Genomic DNA, 15271 nt, shown 5'->3' with positions numbered 1-15271 from the left:
TTCCATTCCGGTCTCAATCTGGTCTAAAGGGCCGCCATGCATCCTATCTCTTCGCTACCGCGCCTCCGGAAACTCCTGATCGCCACGCTGCCGTTGTTCGCGCTGACCGCCGGCCAGGGGTCGAGCGGGCAGCTCCACATTGCGGTCGACAACATCCGCGCGCGTACCGGTCGCGTCCATGTCGATCTCTGCACCCAGGCACAGTATCTCAAGGATTGCCCGATCTCGGGCGAAGCGCCGGCGCATGTCGGTGAGACCGTCGTCACGGTGAGCGGTCTCAAGCCGGGGCGCTATGCTGCCGAAGTGTTTTACGACCAGAATGGAAACAACAAGCTCGACCGCGCCTTGTTCGGCGTGCCGAAGGAAGGCGTGGGCTTCTCCAACGATGCGAAGATCAAGCTTGCTGCGCCGAAATGGGAGGAAGCCGTGTTCGACTATGACGGGCAGGATCGGACGATCCGGCTGAAGCTGCGCTATTTCATGGGCCCGGACGCGCCCGCCAAGTGATCGCCCGCTTGCTCCAGCAGCTCGTCGCGCTTGGCGTGCGGCGTCCGTTCGCGGTGCTCGGCCTGTGCCTCGCGCTCGTCGCAGGCGCGGCGGTCTATGCCGCGGGTCATTTCGCGATGACCACCGACACCGCAGCGCTGATCTCGCCCAAGATCGCGTGGCGGCAAAACGAGAAGGCGGTCGAGACCGCGTTCCCGCAGCTGTCCGACGTGCTGCTGGTGATCGTCGATGGCAAGACGCCCGAACTCGCCGAAGCGGCCACCGCCAAGCTCGCCGCCGCGCTGGCCGCGGACACGACGCATTTCCGCCGCGTCCAGCGCCCCGATGGCGGCGCCTTTTTCGACCGCGAGGGGCTGTTGTTCGGCTCGACCGCCGAGGTCCAGGCCTCGACCAAGGCGCTGATCGGCGCGCAGCCGCTGCTCGGTCCGCTCGCGAGCGATCCCTCGCTGCGCGGAATCGCGAGCGCTTTCTCGACGATGCTCAGCGGGGTCGATCGCGGCGACGTGCCGCTGTCGCGGATCGCACGGCCGATGCGGACGATGGCTGCGGCACTCGACGCCTCGGCGGCAGGCAAGCCCGCCTATTTCTCGTGGCAGGAACTGTTCGCCGAGCCGGACGCCGGCGCCACGCCGCCGCGCCGCCGGCTGATCCTTGCGCAACCCAAGCTCGATTACGGCGCGCTGCAGCCCGGCGAAGACGCCGTCGCCGCGATCGTCGCGGAAGCCAGCAAGCTCGGGCTCGACCCCGCGCATGGCGTGACCGTGCGCACGACCGGCGAGGTCCCGCTCGCCGACGAGGAGTTCGCGACGCTCGAGGAGAATATCGGGTTCGTCGGGCTGGTGATGGCCGCCGCGATGCTGCTGACGCTGTGGTTCGCGACGCGATCGGTGAAGATCGTCGCAGGGATCGTCGTGACGATCGTCGCGGGGCTCGTGCTGACGACCGCGCTCGGGCTGCTCGCGGTCGGCGCGCTCAATCTGATTTCGGTGGCGTTCATTCCCTTGTTCGTCGGGCTCGGCGTCGATTTCGGCATCCAGATCTCGGTGCGTTTCAATGCCGAGCGGCTCGACGGCGCCGATACCGGCGCCGCGCTTCAGCGCGCCGCGACCGCGCTCGGCGCGCCGCTGGCGCTTGCGGCTGGCGCGGTGTTCCTTGGCTTCGGCGCGTTCCTGCCGACCGATTATATCGGCATTGCCGAACTCGGGATCATCGCCGGGCTCGGGATGGTCGTCGCGCTCGTGGCGAGCGTCACGCTGCTGCCCGCGATGCTGATGCTGCTCAAGCCCGGTACGCCGCGGCGCGAGGTCGGCTTCAGCGAGGCAGCCCCGCTCGACCGCTGGCTGCATACGCATCGCAAGACGGTGCTGTGGGCGTTTGCCGCGTCGATGGCGGGAAGCATCGCTTTGCTCCCCTTCGTCCAGTTCGACTTCAACCCGCTCCACCTGTGCGCCAAGGACGGCCCGGCGATGCTCGCGCTGACCGACCTGATGCGCGATCCGCTGCGCACGCCCAACACGATCAACGTGCTCGCGCCCAACGCCGATGCGGCGAAGGCGCTTGCGGCGAAGCTCAGCGCACTGCCCGAGGTCGCCGAGGCTGTGTCGGTCGATGGATTCGTGCCGGAGGACCAAGCGGCCAAGCTCGCAGTGATCCAGGATGCCGCATTGCTGCTCGACACGACGGTCAACCCGTTCGATGTGACGCCCCCGCCGAGCGATGTCGACTCGATCGGCGCGCTGATGAAGACCGCGGGCGAATTGCGCGCGAGCGCGACCGCGCATCCAGGGAGCGCCGCCGCCGATGCGCGCCGGCTCGCCACGGCGTTCGATCGCCTGGCGCGCGCCGCGCCGCCCGAGCGGACGAAGGCGACCGCGCTGCTCGTCACCCCGCTCGGCACGATGCTCGACCAGATCCGCGCGATGCTGCAGGCCGAGCCGGTGACGCGCGCGACGCTGCCGCCGGAAATCGCGGGCGATTGGGTGTCGAAGGACGGCCGCGCGCTCGTGCAGGTGTTCCCCAAGGGCAATAGCAACGACAATGCCGTGCTGCGCCGCTTCACCACGGCGGTGCGTGCGGTCGCGCCGACCGCGAGCGGTCTGCCGGTGGCGACGCAGGAAGCTGCCGGCACCGTCGCCTGGGCGTTCGTCGAGGCGGGGATCCTCGCGCTCGTACTTGTCAGCGGCCTGCTGTTCGTCGTGCTGCGCGACGTGAAGGAGGTGGCCTTCACGCTCGCCCCGGTCGTGCTGTCGGGCTTCCTGACGCTCGGGAGCTGCGTGCTGATCGGGCAGCCGATCAACTTCGCCAACATCATCGCCTTCCCCTTGCTGTTCGGCGTGGGCGTCGCGTTCCACATCTATTTCGTGATGGCGTGGCGCGCCGGCGCGACCGATCTGCTGCAGTCGAGCCTTGCGCGCGCGGTGCTGTTCAGCGCGCTTGCCACCGGCAGCGCGTTCGGCAGCCTGTGGTTGTCGCACCATCCGGGGACGGCGAGCATGGGCAAGATCTTGATGATCTCGCTGGCCTGGACGTTGGTCTGCGCGCTGATCTTCGAACCCGCGCTGCTCGGCCCGCCGCGGGCAAAGAAGGCGTAGCCGGGGCGCCCTTTACCGCTCCAGGTGAAGGCCCGACCCTCCTCCCCGCAGGCGCGACGGGCTGGGGGGGGCGAACGATCTGGATCCTTTGCGCTGCGCCCGCGGCACGCCCCTCCCCTAGCCCCCCGCAAGCAGGAGAGGGGCTTTGGGGCTGGCGGCCGCGCACGAAACGCGGTGGCGCTACTGCTGGGTGACAGCCGTCGCCGGGGTGGCGGAAACCGACGGCGTCGGTCTCACCGGCGCTGCGGGATCAGCCGGAAAATCGTCGACCGCCGGCTTATCTGCAGCCGGCGGCGCAGGGTTAGCCGTCGGCGCCGCCGGATCGGCAGGGAAATCGTCCCCCGCGGGCTTGCCCGCCGGAGTCGCCCCCGCGGGCGCAGCCCCTGCTGCCGGATCCGTCAGCGGATCCGCCGCCGGGTCGGTCAGCGGATCGTCGAGCGCCTTCGCCGCCGTCGCCTTGGCGCCGTGCGTTTCGGCGATGCTCACCGCGCGATCCTGCAGATAGGCCGAGCGCAGCGTCGCATACGGGTCGATCGCGCTGCCGAGCAACGCCTTGAGCGCACCATCCGCCTCGACGCGCATGTCGAGCCCGGTCAGCACCGCTTCCGAAACGCGATATTCGGCATAGTCGAACGGCGTGCCGATCGTGAAGGCATAGGTCTGCCCCTGCGCGATGCCGGCGCCGAAATCGCGAAAATCGCTCGGTCCGACCAGCGGCAGAAAGATATACGGCCCCGGCCCCAAGCCATAGTGGCCGAGCGTGGTACCAAAGCTGTTGTCGTGATGCGGCAATTTGAATTCGGACGTCTTCGCGACATCGAGCAGCCCGCCGATCCCGATCGTCGAATTGACCACGAAACGCCCAACCGTCTTGATCGCGCGCTTCGGCTTCAGCTGCAGCACATCGTTCGCGAACACCAACGGCTCGCCGATATTCGAGAAGACATGGCGGATGCCGGCGCGGAGCGGCTTGGGGAACACTGCCTTGTAGACCATCGCGATCGGCCGGAACGCGATCCGATCGAGGAACTGGTGGATCGAGAACATCGTCCGGTTGAAACCCTCGAGCGGATCGCCCTTGGTCCGGTGATGCCGCGAATGCGCCTCGGGCGCCACGGCGGGCTTCGCTGCCGTACCGGCGCTTGCAGACGCCACCGACACCGGTGCGGCGACGGCCTGCGCCATTGCCGCGGGTGCGGCGAACAGCATGATCGCCATCGCTACCGCGCTGCTCGAGCCCCCCAGCCGCAAGTTCAGCGTCCGCCCTTGGCCGAGAGCGCGTTGAGATGGCTGATCAGCGCCTTCGCACCGCCCTTGGCGAAGATGCTCGCGAAATCGGCGCGGCGCGTGGCGAGCTGGCTGATGCCGTTCTTGTAATAGACGTCGATGATCCGCCAGCTGCTGCCGCTCTGCCGCATCCGGTAGTCGATCGGGACCGCATCGCCCTTCGGCGCGGCGAGCGTCGTGCGCACGACCTTGTCGCCGGCGCGCATCTCAACCGTGGGATTGATCGTGAAGGCCTCGCCGCCATAGCTGTCGAAGTTGGCCGCATATTGGGCGACCGTCAGCCGCCGCATCGCCGCAACGAGCGCGGTCTGGTCGGCGGGCGCGACTTTCAGCCAGTCGGCGCCGACCGACAGCCGCGTGATCAGCGGCACATCGAACGTCTGGTCGACCACCGGCGCGATGCGTGCGGCGCGCCCCGCCGCGCCGAGCGCCTTCCCGCCCTTCATGATCGCGAGCAGCCCGTCGTCGAGCGTTTGCACCGAAGCGCGTGCCGGGTCACCGGCCTGGGCGGAAAGCGGTGCGGCGATCGCCAGCACCGCGGCAGGCACGATCATGCGCAGGAAAGTCGTCATCGAAAGCTCCTGTTGGAAAATTCCGGAAGGCCCGCTCGGGGAGCGCCGGTAGCACCGACCCGTCGCTAGCACAAACGGCTGTAGCGCCGATGAACGCGCCGCATTGCGGACCGGTTGCACCGCGTTCGTCGGACCAACGCCCCGCATCGACGGCTTTTTTCCGTTCCCCTCATGTTGCAACGCGGCTAAGATCGCTATCTGGGAGGCATAGATGACGAATTCGCGCGAATGCTGTAGGGCGTTCGTGCCCGGTTCGGCATTCGAGCGGACGGAAGGAACGATGTTTGCAGGTCATTCTCGCCAACCCACGCGGTTTTTGCGCTGGGGTCGTACGGGCTATCGAAATCGTCGAGCGGGCGATCGATCGCTACGGCGCGCCCGTCTATGTCCGCCACGAGATCGTCCATAACCGCCACGTCGTCGATACGCTGCGCGCGAAGGGCGCGGTGTTCGTCGAGGAATTGTCCGACGTGCCCGAGGGCGCGATGACGGTCTTCTCGGCGCACGGCGTCGCGCGGTCGGTCGAGGACGAAGCCAAGGCGCGCAAGCTGCCGGTGTTCGACGCGACCTGCCCGCTCGTCACCAAGGTGCACCTGCAGGGCCGCCGCTACGCCAAGGATGGCCGCACGCTGGTGATGATCGGCCATGAAGGCCATGCCGAAGTCGTCGGCACGCGCGGCCAGGTCGATGCGCCGGTGCATCTCGTCTCGACCGAGGCCGATGTCGCCGCGCTCGACCTGCCGACCGATACGCCGATGGCCTATATCACCCAGACCACGCTCAGCGTCGATGATACCAAGAGCGTCATCGCCTCGCTCGGCGAGCGGTTCTCCAATCTCATCGGCCCCGACGTGTCGGAGATCTGCTACGCGACCCAGAACCGCCAGAGCGCGGTGCGCGATCTGTGCAAGGTCGCCGACCTGATCCTCGTCGTCGGTTCCGAAAACAGCTCGAACTCGAGCCGGCTGCGCGATCTCGGGGCTGACGAAGGCCTGCCGAGCTATCTCGTCGCCGATGGCAGCGCGATCGATCCGGCCTGGTTCGAAGGCGTCGAGCGCGTTGGCCTGACGGCAGGCGCATCCGCCCCCGACGAGCTCGTCGAAAGCGTGATCGCGGCGTTGCGCAAGCTCGGCCCGGTCGAGGTGACGCAACTTTCGGGCGTGGTCGAATCGCTCGAATTCGGCCTGCCGCGCGAACTGCGCGACCCTGCCCCTACCAAACGCGCCGCCGTCGGCGCATAGGAACAGCCATGACGCTTCCCCTCGCTCCGCTGATGCGCATTGGCGCCTACACGCTCAAGAACCAGATCAAGGGCGGCAAATACCCGCTCGTGCTGATGCTCGAGCCGCTGCTGCGCTGCAACCTCGCCTGCCCCGGCTGCGGCAAGATCGACTATCCCGACGCGATCCTGAACCAGCGCCTGTCGTACGAGCAGTGCATGGAAGCGATCGACGATTGCGGCGCGCCCGCCGTGTCGATCGCGGGCGGCGAGCCTTTGCTCCACCGCGACATGCCGCGCATCGTCGAGGGTTACATTGCGAAGAAGAAGTTCGTGATCTTCTGCACCAACGCGCTGCTGCTCAAGAAGAAGATCGACGACTACAAGCCGTCGCCCTACTTCACCTGGTCGATCCATCTCGATGGCGACAAGGGCATGCACGATCACGCCGTCGACCAGGACGGGACGTACGAGATCGCGATCGACGCGATCAAGCTCGCCAAGTCGAAGGGCTTCCGCGTCCAGGTCAATTGCACCGTGTTCGAGGGCGCTTCCGCCGAGCGGCTCGCCGGGTTCTTCGACATCATGGAAGAGCTCGGCGTCGAGATCACCATCTCGCCGGGCTATTCCTACGAGCGCGCCGCCGACCAGGAGCATTTTCTGACGCGCGAGCGCACCAAGAACTTCTTCCGCGACGTCTTCGCGCGCGGCGATGGCGCACGCGCGTGGAGCTTCACCAACTCGCCGCTGTTCCTCGATTTTCTCGCGGGCAACCAGACCTATGAGTGCACGCCGTGGTCGATGCCGCTGCGCACCGTCTTCGGCTGGCAGAAGCCGTGCTACCTCGTCGGCGAGGGCTATGTGCCGACGTTCGCCGAGCTGATGGAAGGCACCGACTGGGATCAGTACGGCGTCGGCAAGTATGAAAAGTGCTCGAACTGCATGGTGCATTGCGGCTTCGAGGGCACCGCTGCGGCGGATGCCGTGCGCAACCCGCTCAAGATGTTCACCGTCGGCCGCAAGGGCATCCGCACCGAGGGTCCGATGGCGCCCGACATCGACCTCAGCCATGCGCGCAAGGCCGAGGACGTCCACTCAACGCATGTCGAGGCCGAGCTCGCGAAGATCAAGGCGGCCGATCCCGACGGCTTCAAGCGCACCCAGCGCGCGGCCTAAACTGCGGAACGCCGCACCGGCATCGCGGCCGGTGCGGAGGAGCGCGGGGAGTTGCCCGGGGTTTTTCGCCAGCGACTTGAGGATGGCGCCGAGCGCGACGCTGCCATCGGGGCTCATGCCGACGAGCGCTGCCGGCGGGAGCGCGTGGTCGGCGCTGTCGGAAATGGTGCGCAGGATCGCGAAAGGCAGGTTGTGCCGCGCCGCCACACGGGCTGCGATGTGCGATTCCATGTCGACGGCGATCGCGCCGGTTTGCGCATAGAGCGCGGCTTTTTCGGCGGCGGAAGCGATGATCGTATCGGCACCGATGATTGTGCCAGCTTGCGCCTCGGGAAGATGGCGCGCCAACCATCCGATGAATTCGCACCCAGCCCCCCTCTCCGTCACCCCGGGCTCGTCCCGGGGTCCACCGTGTCGCGCGTGCTCGGGCGGTAAATCTTGCGGCACGGTGGACCTCGGAACAGGTCCGGGGTGACGGCTGTCGTGGAGGGGGCCTACGACCACATCCCCCGCGCGCAACGCCGGGTCGAGCGCGCCCGCGACGCCGCAGGACAGGATCGCGGTCGCCCCAGCAACAGCAGCCTCCAACTCGCGCTCCAACCGCGCCGAGTCCCCGCCACCAGCGACCACCACGACACCCGGCCGCGCAACAATCGCCGCCTCGCGGTGCAGCCCGCAGGCGACGAGCAGGCTCACATCCCGAACGCCGGCCGGCCCGCATTTGAGCGCTTCAGATTCCGATACCGCGCCACCGCCCACAGCGGGAAATACGCCGGATACCCGTGATAGCGCAGGTAGAACACCCGCGGGAAACCGCCGCCGGTATACTTCTCCTGCCCCCACAGCCCATCCGCCGCCTGCGTCGCGATCAGATGCCGCACGCCGCGCTCGACCGCGGGATGATCGACCTTCCCCGCCGCCATCAGCGCTAGCAGCGCCCACCCCGTCTGCGACGCGGTCGAGGGCGCAGGCGTATAGCCCTTGTAATCGAGCGCATAGCTCTCGCAATCCTCGCCCCAGCCGCCGTCGAGGTTCTGGATGTGGAGCAACCAGTCGGCGCCCTTGCGCATCATCGGATGCTTCGCATCGAGCCCCGCTGCATTGAGCGCGCACAGCACCGACCAGGTGCCGTAGATGTAATTCACCCCCCAGCGCCCGAACCAGCTGCCGTCCGCCATCTGCTCCTTTTCGAGGAACGCCAACGCCGCCTTCATCCGCGGCGAATCGGTCTCGCCCAGCTGCGCCAGCATCGACACGACGCGCGCGGTGACGTCGCTCGTCGGCGGGTCGAGCAGCGCGCCGTGATCGGCGAACGGGATGTTGTTGAGGTAATGATAGCTGTTGTCGGCATCGAACGCGCCCCAGCCGCCATCCTTGCTCTGCAGCCCCACGGTCCATTCAACCCCGCGCGCGATCGGCTCGTCATAGGGCAAGCCGCCGCGATCCTTCGCGCGGTCCATCGCCATCACCACGACAGCGGTGTCGTCGAGATCGGGATAATGCGCGTTGTTGTACTGGAACGCCCAGCCCCCGGGACGGACGTCGGGCTTTTCCTCCGCCCAATCGCCCTTCACGTCGAGCACCTGCAGCGGCTTGAGCCAGGCCAGCCCCGCCATCGCCCGCGCCTCGGCCTCATCCCCGCCCGCCTCGAGCATCGCATGCGCGGCAAGTGCGGTATCCCACACCGGCGATACGCACGGCTGGCAATAGGCCTCGTCGTCCTTGATCACGAGCAAGCGCTCGACCGACTCGCGCGCGATCATTCGCATACGATCATCGGCCGGGCAGCCGAGGCACTCGAGCATCATCACGCTGTTCGCCATCGCCGGATAGATCGCGCCCAATCCGTCCTCGCCGTTGAGCCGCTCGGTCACGAAGGTCAGGCACGCCCGGATCGCGCGCCGCCGCGTCCGCTTGGGCCAGAGCGGCTCGACCGCCTTGAGCACGACATCGACCCCGCCGAAAAACGCCGTCCAGGCGCGCTTGGTCCCCGCCGCCCGGCTCTCCAGCGGCACACGCTTGTGGGTGTAGAGCTCGTCGACTCGTACACCAGACACGTTGCGCGCGACCGGCTTCTTCGCTGCGAGCACGAGCAACGGTACGATCACCGTGCGCGCCCAATACGACATCTTCGACAGATGCACCGGGAACCAGCGCGGCAGCAGGATCAGCTCGACCGGGAGCGTCGGCACGGTCTTCCAATCGGCGCAGTCGAACAGCGCGAGCTGGATCCGCGTGAACACGTTGACCGCCGCCGCGCCGCCCGCCTTGTGGATGGCGGCGCGCGCCTGCACCATGTGCGGCGCATCGACCGGATCGCCGATCATCTTCAGGGCGAAGTACGCCTTTACGCTCGCGCTCACGTCGAACGACCCGCCGTGGAACAGCCCCCAGCCGTGATGGCTCGCCGACTGGATGCGGCGCAGATAGTTGCCAATCTTGCGCTCGATCTCGGCGTCGCGCGGCTCGCCCAGATAATGCTTCAGCAACACATATTCGGCCGGGATCGTCGCATCGGCCTCGAGCTCGAACACCCAATGCCCGTCTGCGCGCTGCAGCTCGCCCAAAGCCGCCGCGGCACGGTTCGCGGTGGCGTCCGCCTCGTTCACCAGGCTCGCGCGGTCGATCGTCTCGATAGTCATGCCCCGCCCTTAGCCGAGAGCGTGCCCACGCGCCAAGCGGGCAGCGGTTTCGCCCGATCGCAAAGCGCCCTCGATCGTCGCGGGCAGCCCGGTCTGCGTCCAGTCGCCCGCGAGGAAGAGATTGCGCCAGCGCGTTTGCGCGGGCGGGCGCTTGGCATCCTGCTCGGGAGTGGCGGCGAAGGTCGCGCGCTTTTCCTTGACAATCTGCCATGGCGGCAACGTTGCGGGGAGCCCGTGGATCGCGGCGATATCCGCCCAGAAGGTCGCGGCCAGTTCGGCGCGATCGGTATCGACGAGATGGTCCGCGGCGCTGACCGTGACCGACAACCGGTCAGGAAACGCGAAGATCCATTCCGCCATCCCGCCGATCACCCCGAGCATCGGCGCGACCCCCGCCGGGGGGGTGTAGGCGAAGTGCGCGTTGACGATCGACCGGAAGGCATCGGGCACGACGAGACCCGGCACCAGCGACTCGGCAACCCAGGGCGGCACCGCGAGGATCACCGAGTCGCCCGATGCCAGCGGCTCCTCGCCCGCGCCGAAATCGAGCGCGACGACGCGGTCGTCGGCGAACTTCAACGCGCGCAGCCGCCGTCCAAGTGTCAGCGAAGTCCCCTGCCCCTCAAGCCACGCCAGCGCGGGATCGACGAACGCCGCCGCCAGCGTCGGTTCGGCGATCCGCGGCCGGCTCGCGCGTCCGCCCATCGCGAGCGATTCGCGCATCACCGCCGCGGTCAACCGCGCCGAGCCGTCCGCCGCCGCCGTATTGAGCACCGCGAGCAGGATCGGCTCGATCAACTTGTCCCATACCGCGCCGCGCAGCGCGACGCGATCGGCGACGGTCTCACTCGTCCCACCGCCGAGCAGCCCGCCGAACCGCAGATAGTCCCCCGCCCGCGTCCCCGGCACGCGCCGGCCGTCGCGGAAGATCCACCACGGCAGCCGCCCGTCATTGACGCGAACCGCCCAGCGCGCGCCCGTCTGGCGATCGACAAACGCGAAATCCGCATGGAGCGGACCGCTCAGCCGATCGCTCGCGCCGATCGCCGCGAGGTACTCGTTCACCGCGCGATTGCCCGACAGGACGAGATGGTTGCCATTGTCGATCGTGCGGCCGAGTTGCGGATCGTGATACGAGCGGCAGCGCCCGCCAGCCTGCGCCGCCCCGTCGATCAGCTCGGCGGCGATGCCGGCGCGCGCGAGATCGACCGCGGCGCCGAGCCCCGCCATCCCCGCGCCGATGATGCGAACGCGCGCGCTCAACGGAACAGCATCAACCGCAGGACGGTGAAGATCAGCGCGGGCTTGTTGACCTTGATCCGGGTGCGCGGCGGAGCCCAGCCCTCGGCCTCCATCCGCGTCAGGATCGGGGCATAGACGGCCGCCATCAGCCGCGGCGCGATGAGATGCCCGCGCGGACGCTGCGCAAGGATCGCCTGCGCCGCGGCGAAATGGGTGTGCGCCTTGGCGGCGAGCACGCGCGCCGCCGCATCGACGCGCGGATCGCCGACCACGGTAATCGGATCGAGCAACTCGATCCCCGCCCCGACCAACGCCTCGCGCGGCAGATAGACGCGCCCGATCGCCGCATCCTCGTCCACGTCGCGCAAAATGTTGGTGAATTGCAGCGCGAGCCCGAGATGATGCGCCAGTGCGATGCCGACCGCGTCCTCCATCCCGAAGATCTTGACTGACAGCCGCCCGACCGCCGAGGCGACCCGGTCGCAATAGAGTTCGAGCTCGGCCATCGGCGGCCAACGGACGTCGCGTTCGACATCCATCGCCATGCCGTCGATCACCGCGAGGAAATCGGCCTTGTCGAGCGCGAAGCGGCGCACCGCCTCGGCGACCAGAACCGCCCGCCCGGGATTGCCGCCGGCATAGAGCGACTCGATATCGGCACGCCACGCATCGAGCGCGGCGGCGCGCTCGGGCCGGTCGCCGACCTCGTCATCGGCGATATCGTCGACCTCGCGACAGAACCCATAGACGGCGTACATCGCCTCGCGCTGCACTTTGGGCAGCACGCGCATGCCGGCGTAGAAGGAGCTGCCCGAGACTTGCGCCTGGAGCTGCGCGGGGGTCGCCTTGGGGTTCATGCCCGCCCCTTAACCATTTGTGATGCCGCCGCCAACGCCGCGAGACCGAGTGCCTCGTACGGGCGGTGGTGGACGCGCTGCGACAGCGGATCGCGCGTCTTCAGCCGCTGCGTCAGGCTCACCGCGAGCCGGTGGATGATCGCGACCTCGACCGCGAGGCGGCGATCGTGAATCTGCCCGGCGAACCCCGCCGATTCGTCGAGCAACGCATCGCTGCGCGCAGCCAGGTCGCGAATCGTCGCCAGCAGGCCCGGTGTGGCGACAGGCTTTTCGAGGTCTTCAAGCCGCGCGCCGTGCTGCGCCATCAGGTCGAGCGGCAGGTAGACCCGCCCGATCGCGCGATAATCCTTCGCGCAGTCCTGCGTGTGGTTGATCACCTGCAACGCCGCGCACAGCGCATCGGACGCGGGCCAGGTCGCATGGTCCTCGCCATGGACGTCGAGCACGTAGCGCCCGACCGGCATCGCCGAATAGCGGCAATAGTCGATCAGCGCCGCCCAGTCGGCGCAGCGGTTCACGGTGCAATCGCGCTCGAACGCGGTGAGCAAGTCGAGCGCGTGCTGCGGGCTGATCCGGTGCAACTCCATCGTCGTGCGCAGAGCGACCGAAGCGGCGTCGGCATCGCTCTGGCCCAGGATCGTCGCGCGCATGGCGCCGAGCAGCGCGAGCTTCGCGTCCGCCGAGACCGCCGGATTGTCGGCAACGTCGTCCGCGCCGCGCGCGAAGCGGTAGAAGGCCATTACGGGCGCGCGATGCTCGGGCTTGAGCAGCACCGAGGCGACCGGGAAATTCTCGTCCTTATGCCCCTTGCCCGAGGCGAGTTCGGCCGCCTGCGTCATGCCGCGAGATCCGCCTGGACGCGGCCCTTCCACAGCCCGCCGCGCCCGCGGACATGCTGCCACGCCGAGAGCAGCGTGCAGCCCGCATAGAAAGTGGCAATGGCCGGCAAAAGCAGTCCCCAGATCGGCGAGCGGCGGTAGAAGCGCAACATCGGCTGAAACGCCAGCGCCATCAGCGCCCACGCGGCGATCGCAGCATATTGCGCCGGCCCGCGCGCTGCAATCGCCAGCACCGGTGGCGCGAGGTAGGTCAGCGCGAGACCGAGCGTCGTGCCCGCAAGCAACAGCGGCGAATAGTGCAGCTGGGCATAGGCCGAGCGCGAGATCATCGCCGCGACCGAGCCCCATGTATCGTAGCGCCGGATGCTGACCGCGCGGTCGGTCAGTCCGAGCCAGACCGCGCCTTGCGTCTTGAGCAGCGCGCCGAACGCGCAATCGTCGATCAGCGCCGCGCGCACCGCGGCGATGCCGCCTGCCGCCTCGAGCGCGCGGCGTTCGACGAGCATCACCCCGCCCGCTGCCGCACCCTGTACGCGGCCGCGGCGGTTCACCTCGGCGAAGGGGTAGAGCATCTGGAAGAACCACACGAACGCCGGGATCAGCGCGCGCTCGGCCACGCTCTCGCAGCGCAACCGTGCCATCAACGAGACGAGCACGCGGTCATCCTCGACCGCACGCGCGGCGAGGCTGCGCAGCGTGTCGGGCGCGTGCGCGATGTCGGCATCGGTGAGGAGGAGGTAATCGGCCGTGTCGCCGGCGGCGGCGATGCCTTGCGATACGGCCCATAGTTTGCCGGTCCAGCCGGGCGCGAGCGGTGCGCCGGGGACGACGCTCACCCGCTCCGACCCCAGCGCGCGCGCGATGTCGGCGGTGCCGTCGCTGCTCGAATCATCGACCAGCACGATGCGGAAATCGCCCGGATAGTCCTGCGCGACGAGGCTGCCGATCGACCGGGCAATCACCTCCGCCTCGTCGCGTGCGGGAACGATCGCCGTGACCGATGGCCAAGCCGATGCTCCGCCCCCCCCTGGAAGGGAGGGGCTGGGGGTGGGCCGGCCCGTGGAGAGGTCGACGCCCGCATTAGGCCAACCCACCCCCGGCCCAGCATCAGGTCGGTCAGGCCCCCGGCCTGACCTGAACAGCGCTGGGCGCTGTTCACCTGACGCGCTTCCCGGGAGGGGAGGAAGGCTGTCCCGCTCGCGCGTCAGCCAGAACCCGTCCCGCGCAAACACCAGCACCAGCCAGATCGCGAGCGACAGCAGCGCCACCCCCAGCACACTCACGCCAGCATCCCCGCCTGCGCGAACCACGCGATCGCCTCGGCCAGCGCCTCCTGATGAGGCCGCGCGCGATAGCCGAGCTCAGCCTCGGCCTTGGCGCTCGAATAATACATGTCATGCGCCGCCATCCGCAGCGAATCGAGCGTCAGGAACGGGTCCTTCCCCGTCACCCGCGCGACCTGCTCGTTGACCCATGCCAGCGGAAACAGGGGGGCACGCGGAATGCGCACGGTCGGCGGCTTTCGGCCGACGATCCCGGCCACCGTCGCGAGCATCTCGCGCAAGGCGACATCCTGCCCGCCCAGCACATAGCGCTCGCCGATCCGACCACGCGCCATCGCCGCGATATGCCCCTCGGCGACGTCGTCGACATGGACGAGGTTGAGCCCGCTCTCGACGAACGCCGGCATCCGCCCGCTCGCCGCCTCGACGATGATCCGCCCCGTCGGCGTAGGCCGCGCGTCGCGCGGGCCGATCGGGGTCGAGGGATTGACGATCACTGCGGGCAGCCCCTGCTCAGCGACCATCGCCTCGACCAGCCGCTCGGCGACCACCTTGCTGCGCTTGTATGCGCCGACTGCCTGCTCGGGCGTTGCGGGACGCGTCTCGTCCGACGGGCGGCCATGATCCGGCAGCAGCGTGGCGACGCTGCTTGTGTAAACGATCCGCTCGACGCCGGCGGCAAGCGCTGCCTCCATCACCGTCGCGGCGCTCGCGCGGTTGTTACGAACGATCTCCTCGGGATCGCGCGCCCAGATGCGATAATCGGCAGCGACGTGATACAGCTGCCGCACGCCTGCCATCGCCCGCGCCATCGCTACGGGATCGCGCGCATCGCCCTCGACCAGCTCGCCGGGAAAGTTGGCAAGGTTGGTCCGCGCACTGCTCGCGCGCACCAGCCCGCGCACGCGCGCACCCGAGGCCGCAAGCTTGAGCGCGACCGCCGAGCCGACGAAGCCGGAAACGCCTGTTACCAGTGTGATGTCGCTGTCCATCCGCGCGCTTTACGAGTGGCCGTAGGGCGCCGCAATGGGCCGCGCCCCGTTACCCCGGAGCACC

General features: G+C 68.5%; 13 protein-coding genes. 4 read left to right on the top strand and 9 right to left on the bottom strand.

Annotation, left to right across the window (positions count from 1 at the left end; all coding sequences use genetic code 11):
* The first annotated feature begins 36 nt into the window (after positions 1-36).
* Both ACVWYO_RS14440 and hpnN read left to right on the top strand, forming a co-directional pair.
* Complete coding sequence (locus ACVWYO_RS14440) at positions 37-507, top strand: DUF2141 domain-containing protein (RefSeq protein ID WP_457351915.1); 471 nt, start codon at positions 37-39, stop codon at positions 505-507.
* Positions 504-3098: a hopanoid transporter HpnN gene (gene hpnN / locus ACVWYO_RS14435; protein WP_457351913.1), complete on the top strand. Its 2595-nt coding sequence runs from the start codon at positions 504-506 to the stop codon at positions 3096-3098. The genes ACVWYO_RS14440 and hpnN overlap by 4 nt, the downstream gene beginning before the upstream one ends.
* A 180-nt stretch (positions 3099-3278) precedes the next feature.
* Here the strand turns inward: hpnN and ACVWYO_RS14430 are convergent, their stop codons facing one another.
* A complete protein-coding gene (locus ACVWYO_RS14430) occupies positions 3279-4316 on the bottom strand; it encodes an MlaA family lipoprotein (RefSeq protein ID WP_457351911.1) in 1038 nt (345 codons plus the stop codon).
* Between the two features lie 35 nt (positions 4317-4351).
* Positions 4352-4957, bottom strand: a complete 606-nt coding sequence (locus ACVWYO_RS14425) for an ABC transporter substrate-binding protein (RefSeq protein ID WP_457351909.1) — start codon at positions 4955-4957, stop codon at positions 4352-4354.
* Positions 4958-5241: 284 nt separating this feature from the next.
* Between ACVWYO_RS14425 and ispH the strand changes: the two genes are divergently transcribed.
* Both ispH and hpnH read left to right on the top strand, forming a co-directional pair.
* A complete protein-coding gene (ispH, locus tag ACVWYO_RS14420; protein ID WP_457351907.1) occupies positions 5242-6198 on the top strand; it encodes a 4-hydroxy-3-methylbut-2-enyl diphosphate reductase in 957 nt (318 codons plus the stop codon).
* Positions 6199-6206: 8 nt separating this feature from the next.
* Entirely contained in the window at positions 6207-7352 is a 1146-nt protein-coding gene (hpnH, locus tag ACVWYO_RS14415; RefSeq protein WP_457351905.1) for an adenosyl-hopene transferase HpnH, read from the top strand.
* On the opposite strand, the gene ACVWYO_RS14410 is transcribed toward hpnH, so the two are convergent.
* The 7 genes from ACVWYO_RS14410 to hpnA are packed head-to-tail and all read right to left on the bottom strand — an operon-like array spanning position 7272 to position 15207.
* Positions 7272-8048: a phosphorylase family protein gene (locus tag ACVWYO_RS14410; protein WP_457351903.1), complete on the bottom strand. Its 777-nt coding sequence runs from the start codon at positions 8046-8048 to the stop codon at positions 7272-7274. The genes hpnH and ACVWYO_RS14410 overlap by 81 nt on opposite strands.
* Positions 8045-9994 (bottom strand): squalene--hopene cyclase, encoded by a 1950-nt coding sequence (gene shc, locus ACVWYO_RS14405; protein WP_457351901.1) that lies wholly within the window; start codon positions 9992-9994, stop codon positions 8045-8047. Before shc ends, ACVWYO_RS14410 begins: the two co-directional genes overlap by 4 nt.
* A gap of 9 nt (positions 9995-10003) precedes the next feature.
* A complete protein-coding gene (gene hpnE, locus ACVWYO_RS14400) occupies positions 10004-11257 on the bottom strand; it encodes a hydroxysqualene dehydroxylase HpnE (RefSeq protein WP_457351899.1) in 1254 nt (417 codons plus the stop codon).
* A complete protein-coding gene (hpnD, locus tag ACVWYO_RS14395) occupies positions 11254-12093 on the bottom strand; it encodes a presqualene diphosphate synthase HpnD (protein WP_457351897.1) in 840 nt (279 codons plus the stop codon). The genes hpnE and hpnD overlap by 4 nt, the downstream gene beginning before the upstream one ends.
* The gene (hpnC, locus tag ACVWYO_RS14390; RefSeq protein WP_457351895.1) at positions 12090-12932 is read right to left on the bottom strand and encodes a squalene synthase HpnC; all 843 of its coding nucleotides are present in this window, start codon (positions 12930-12932) and stop codon (positions 12090-12092) included. Before hpnC ends, hpnD begins: the two co-directional genes overlap by 4 nt.
* Positions 12929-14215 (bottom strand): glycosyltransferase, encoded by a 1287-nt coding sequence (locus ACVWYO_RS14385; protein WP_457351893.1) that lies wholly within the window; start codon positions 14213-14215, stop codon positions 12929-12931. Before ACVWYO_RS14385 ends, hpnC begins: the two co-directional genes overlap by 4 nt.
* Complete coding sequence (hpnA, locus tag ACVWYO_RS14380) at positions 14212-15207, bottom strand: hopanoid-associated sugar epimerase (RefSeq protein ID WP_457351891.1); 996 nt, start codon at positions 15205-15207, stop codon at positions 14212-14214. The genes ACVWYO_RS14385 and hpnA overlap by 4 nt, the downstream gene beginning before the upstream one ends.
* Positions 15208-15271: the final 64 nt, after the last annotated feature.

The sequence above is a fragment of the Sphingomonas sp. UYP23 genome, from assembly GCF_054059235.1.
The sequence above is the reverse complement of the archived record's forward strand: the minus strand, read 5'-3'. Positions and strand labels throughout refer to the sequence as shown.

Bases quoted from the DNA above. Each gene is read 5' to 3' on its own strand.
- ACVWYO_RS14440 (WP_457351915.1), top strand. From the start codon at position 37: ATGCATCCTATCTCTTCGCTACCGCGCCTCCGGAAACTCCTGATCGCC.
- ACVWYO_RS14430 (WP_457351911.1), bottom strand. From the start codon at position 4,316: ATGGCGATCATGCTGTTCGCCGCACCCGCGGCAATGGCGCAGGCCGTC.
- hpnA (WP_457351891.1), bottom strand. From the start codon at position 15,207: ATGGACAGCGACATCACACTGGTAACAGGCGTTTCCGGCTTCGTCGGC.
- shc (WP_457351901.1), bottom strand. From the start codon at position 9,994: ATGACTATCGAGACGATCGACCGCGCGAGCCTGGTGAACGAGGCGGAC.
- hpnC (WP_457351895.1), bottom strand. From the start codon at position 12,932: ATGACGCAGGCGGCCGAACTCGCCTCGGGCAAGGGGCATAAGGACGAG.
- hpnD (WP_457351897.1), bottom strand. From the start codon at position 12,093: ATGAACCCCAAGGCGACCCCCGCGCAGCTCCAGGCGCAAGTCTCGGGC.
- ACVWYO_RS14425 (WP_457351909.1), bottom strand. From the start codon at position 4,957: ATGACGACTTTCCTGCGCATGATCGTGCCTGCCGCGGTGCTGGCGATC.
- hpnH (WP_457351905.1), top strand. From the start codon at position 6,207: ATGACGCTTCCCCTCGCTCCGCTGATGCGCATTGGCGCCTACACGCTC.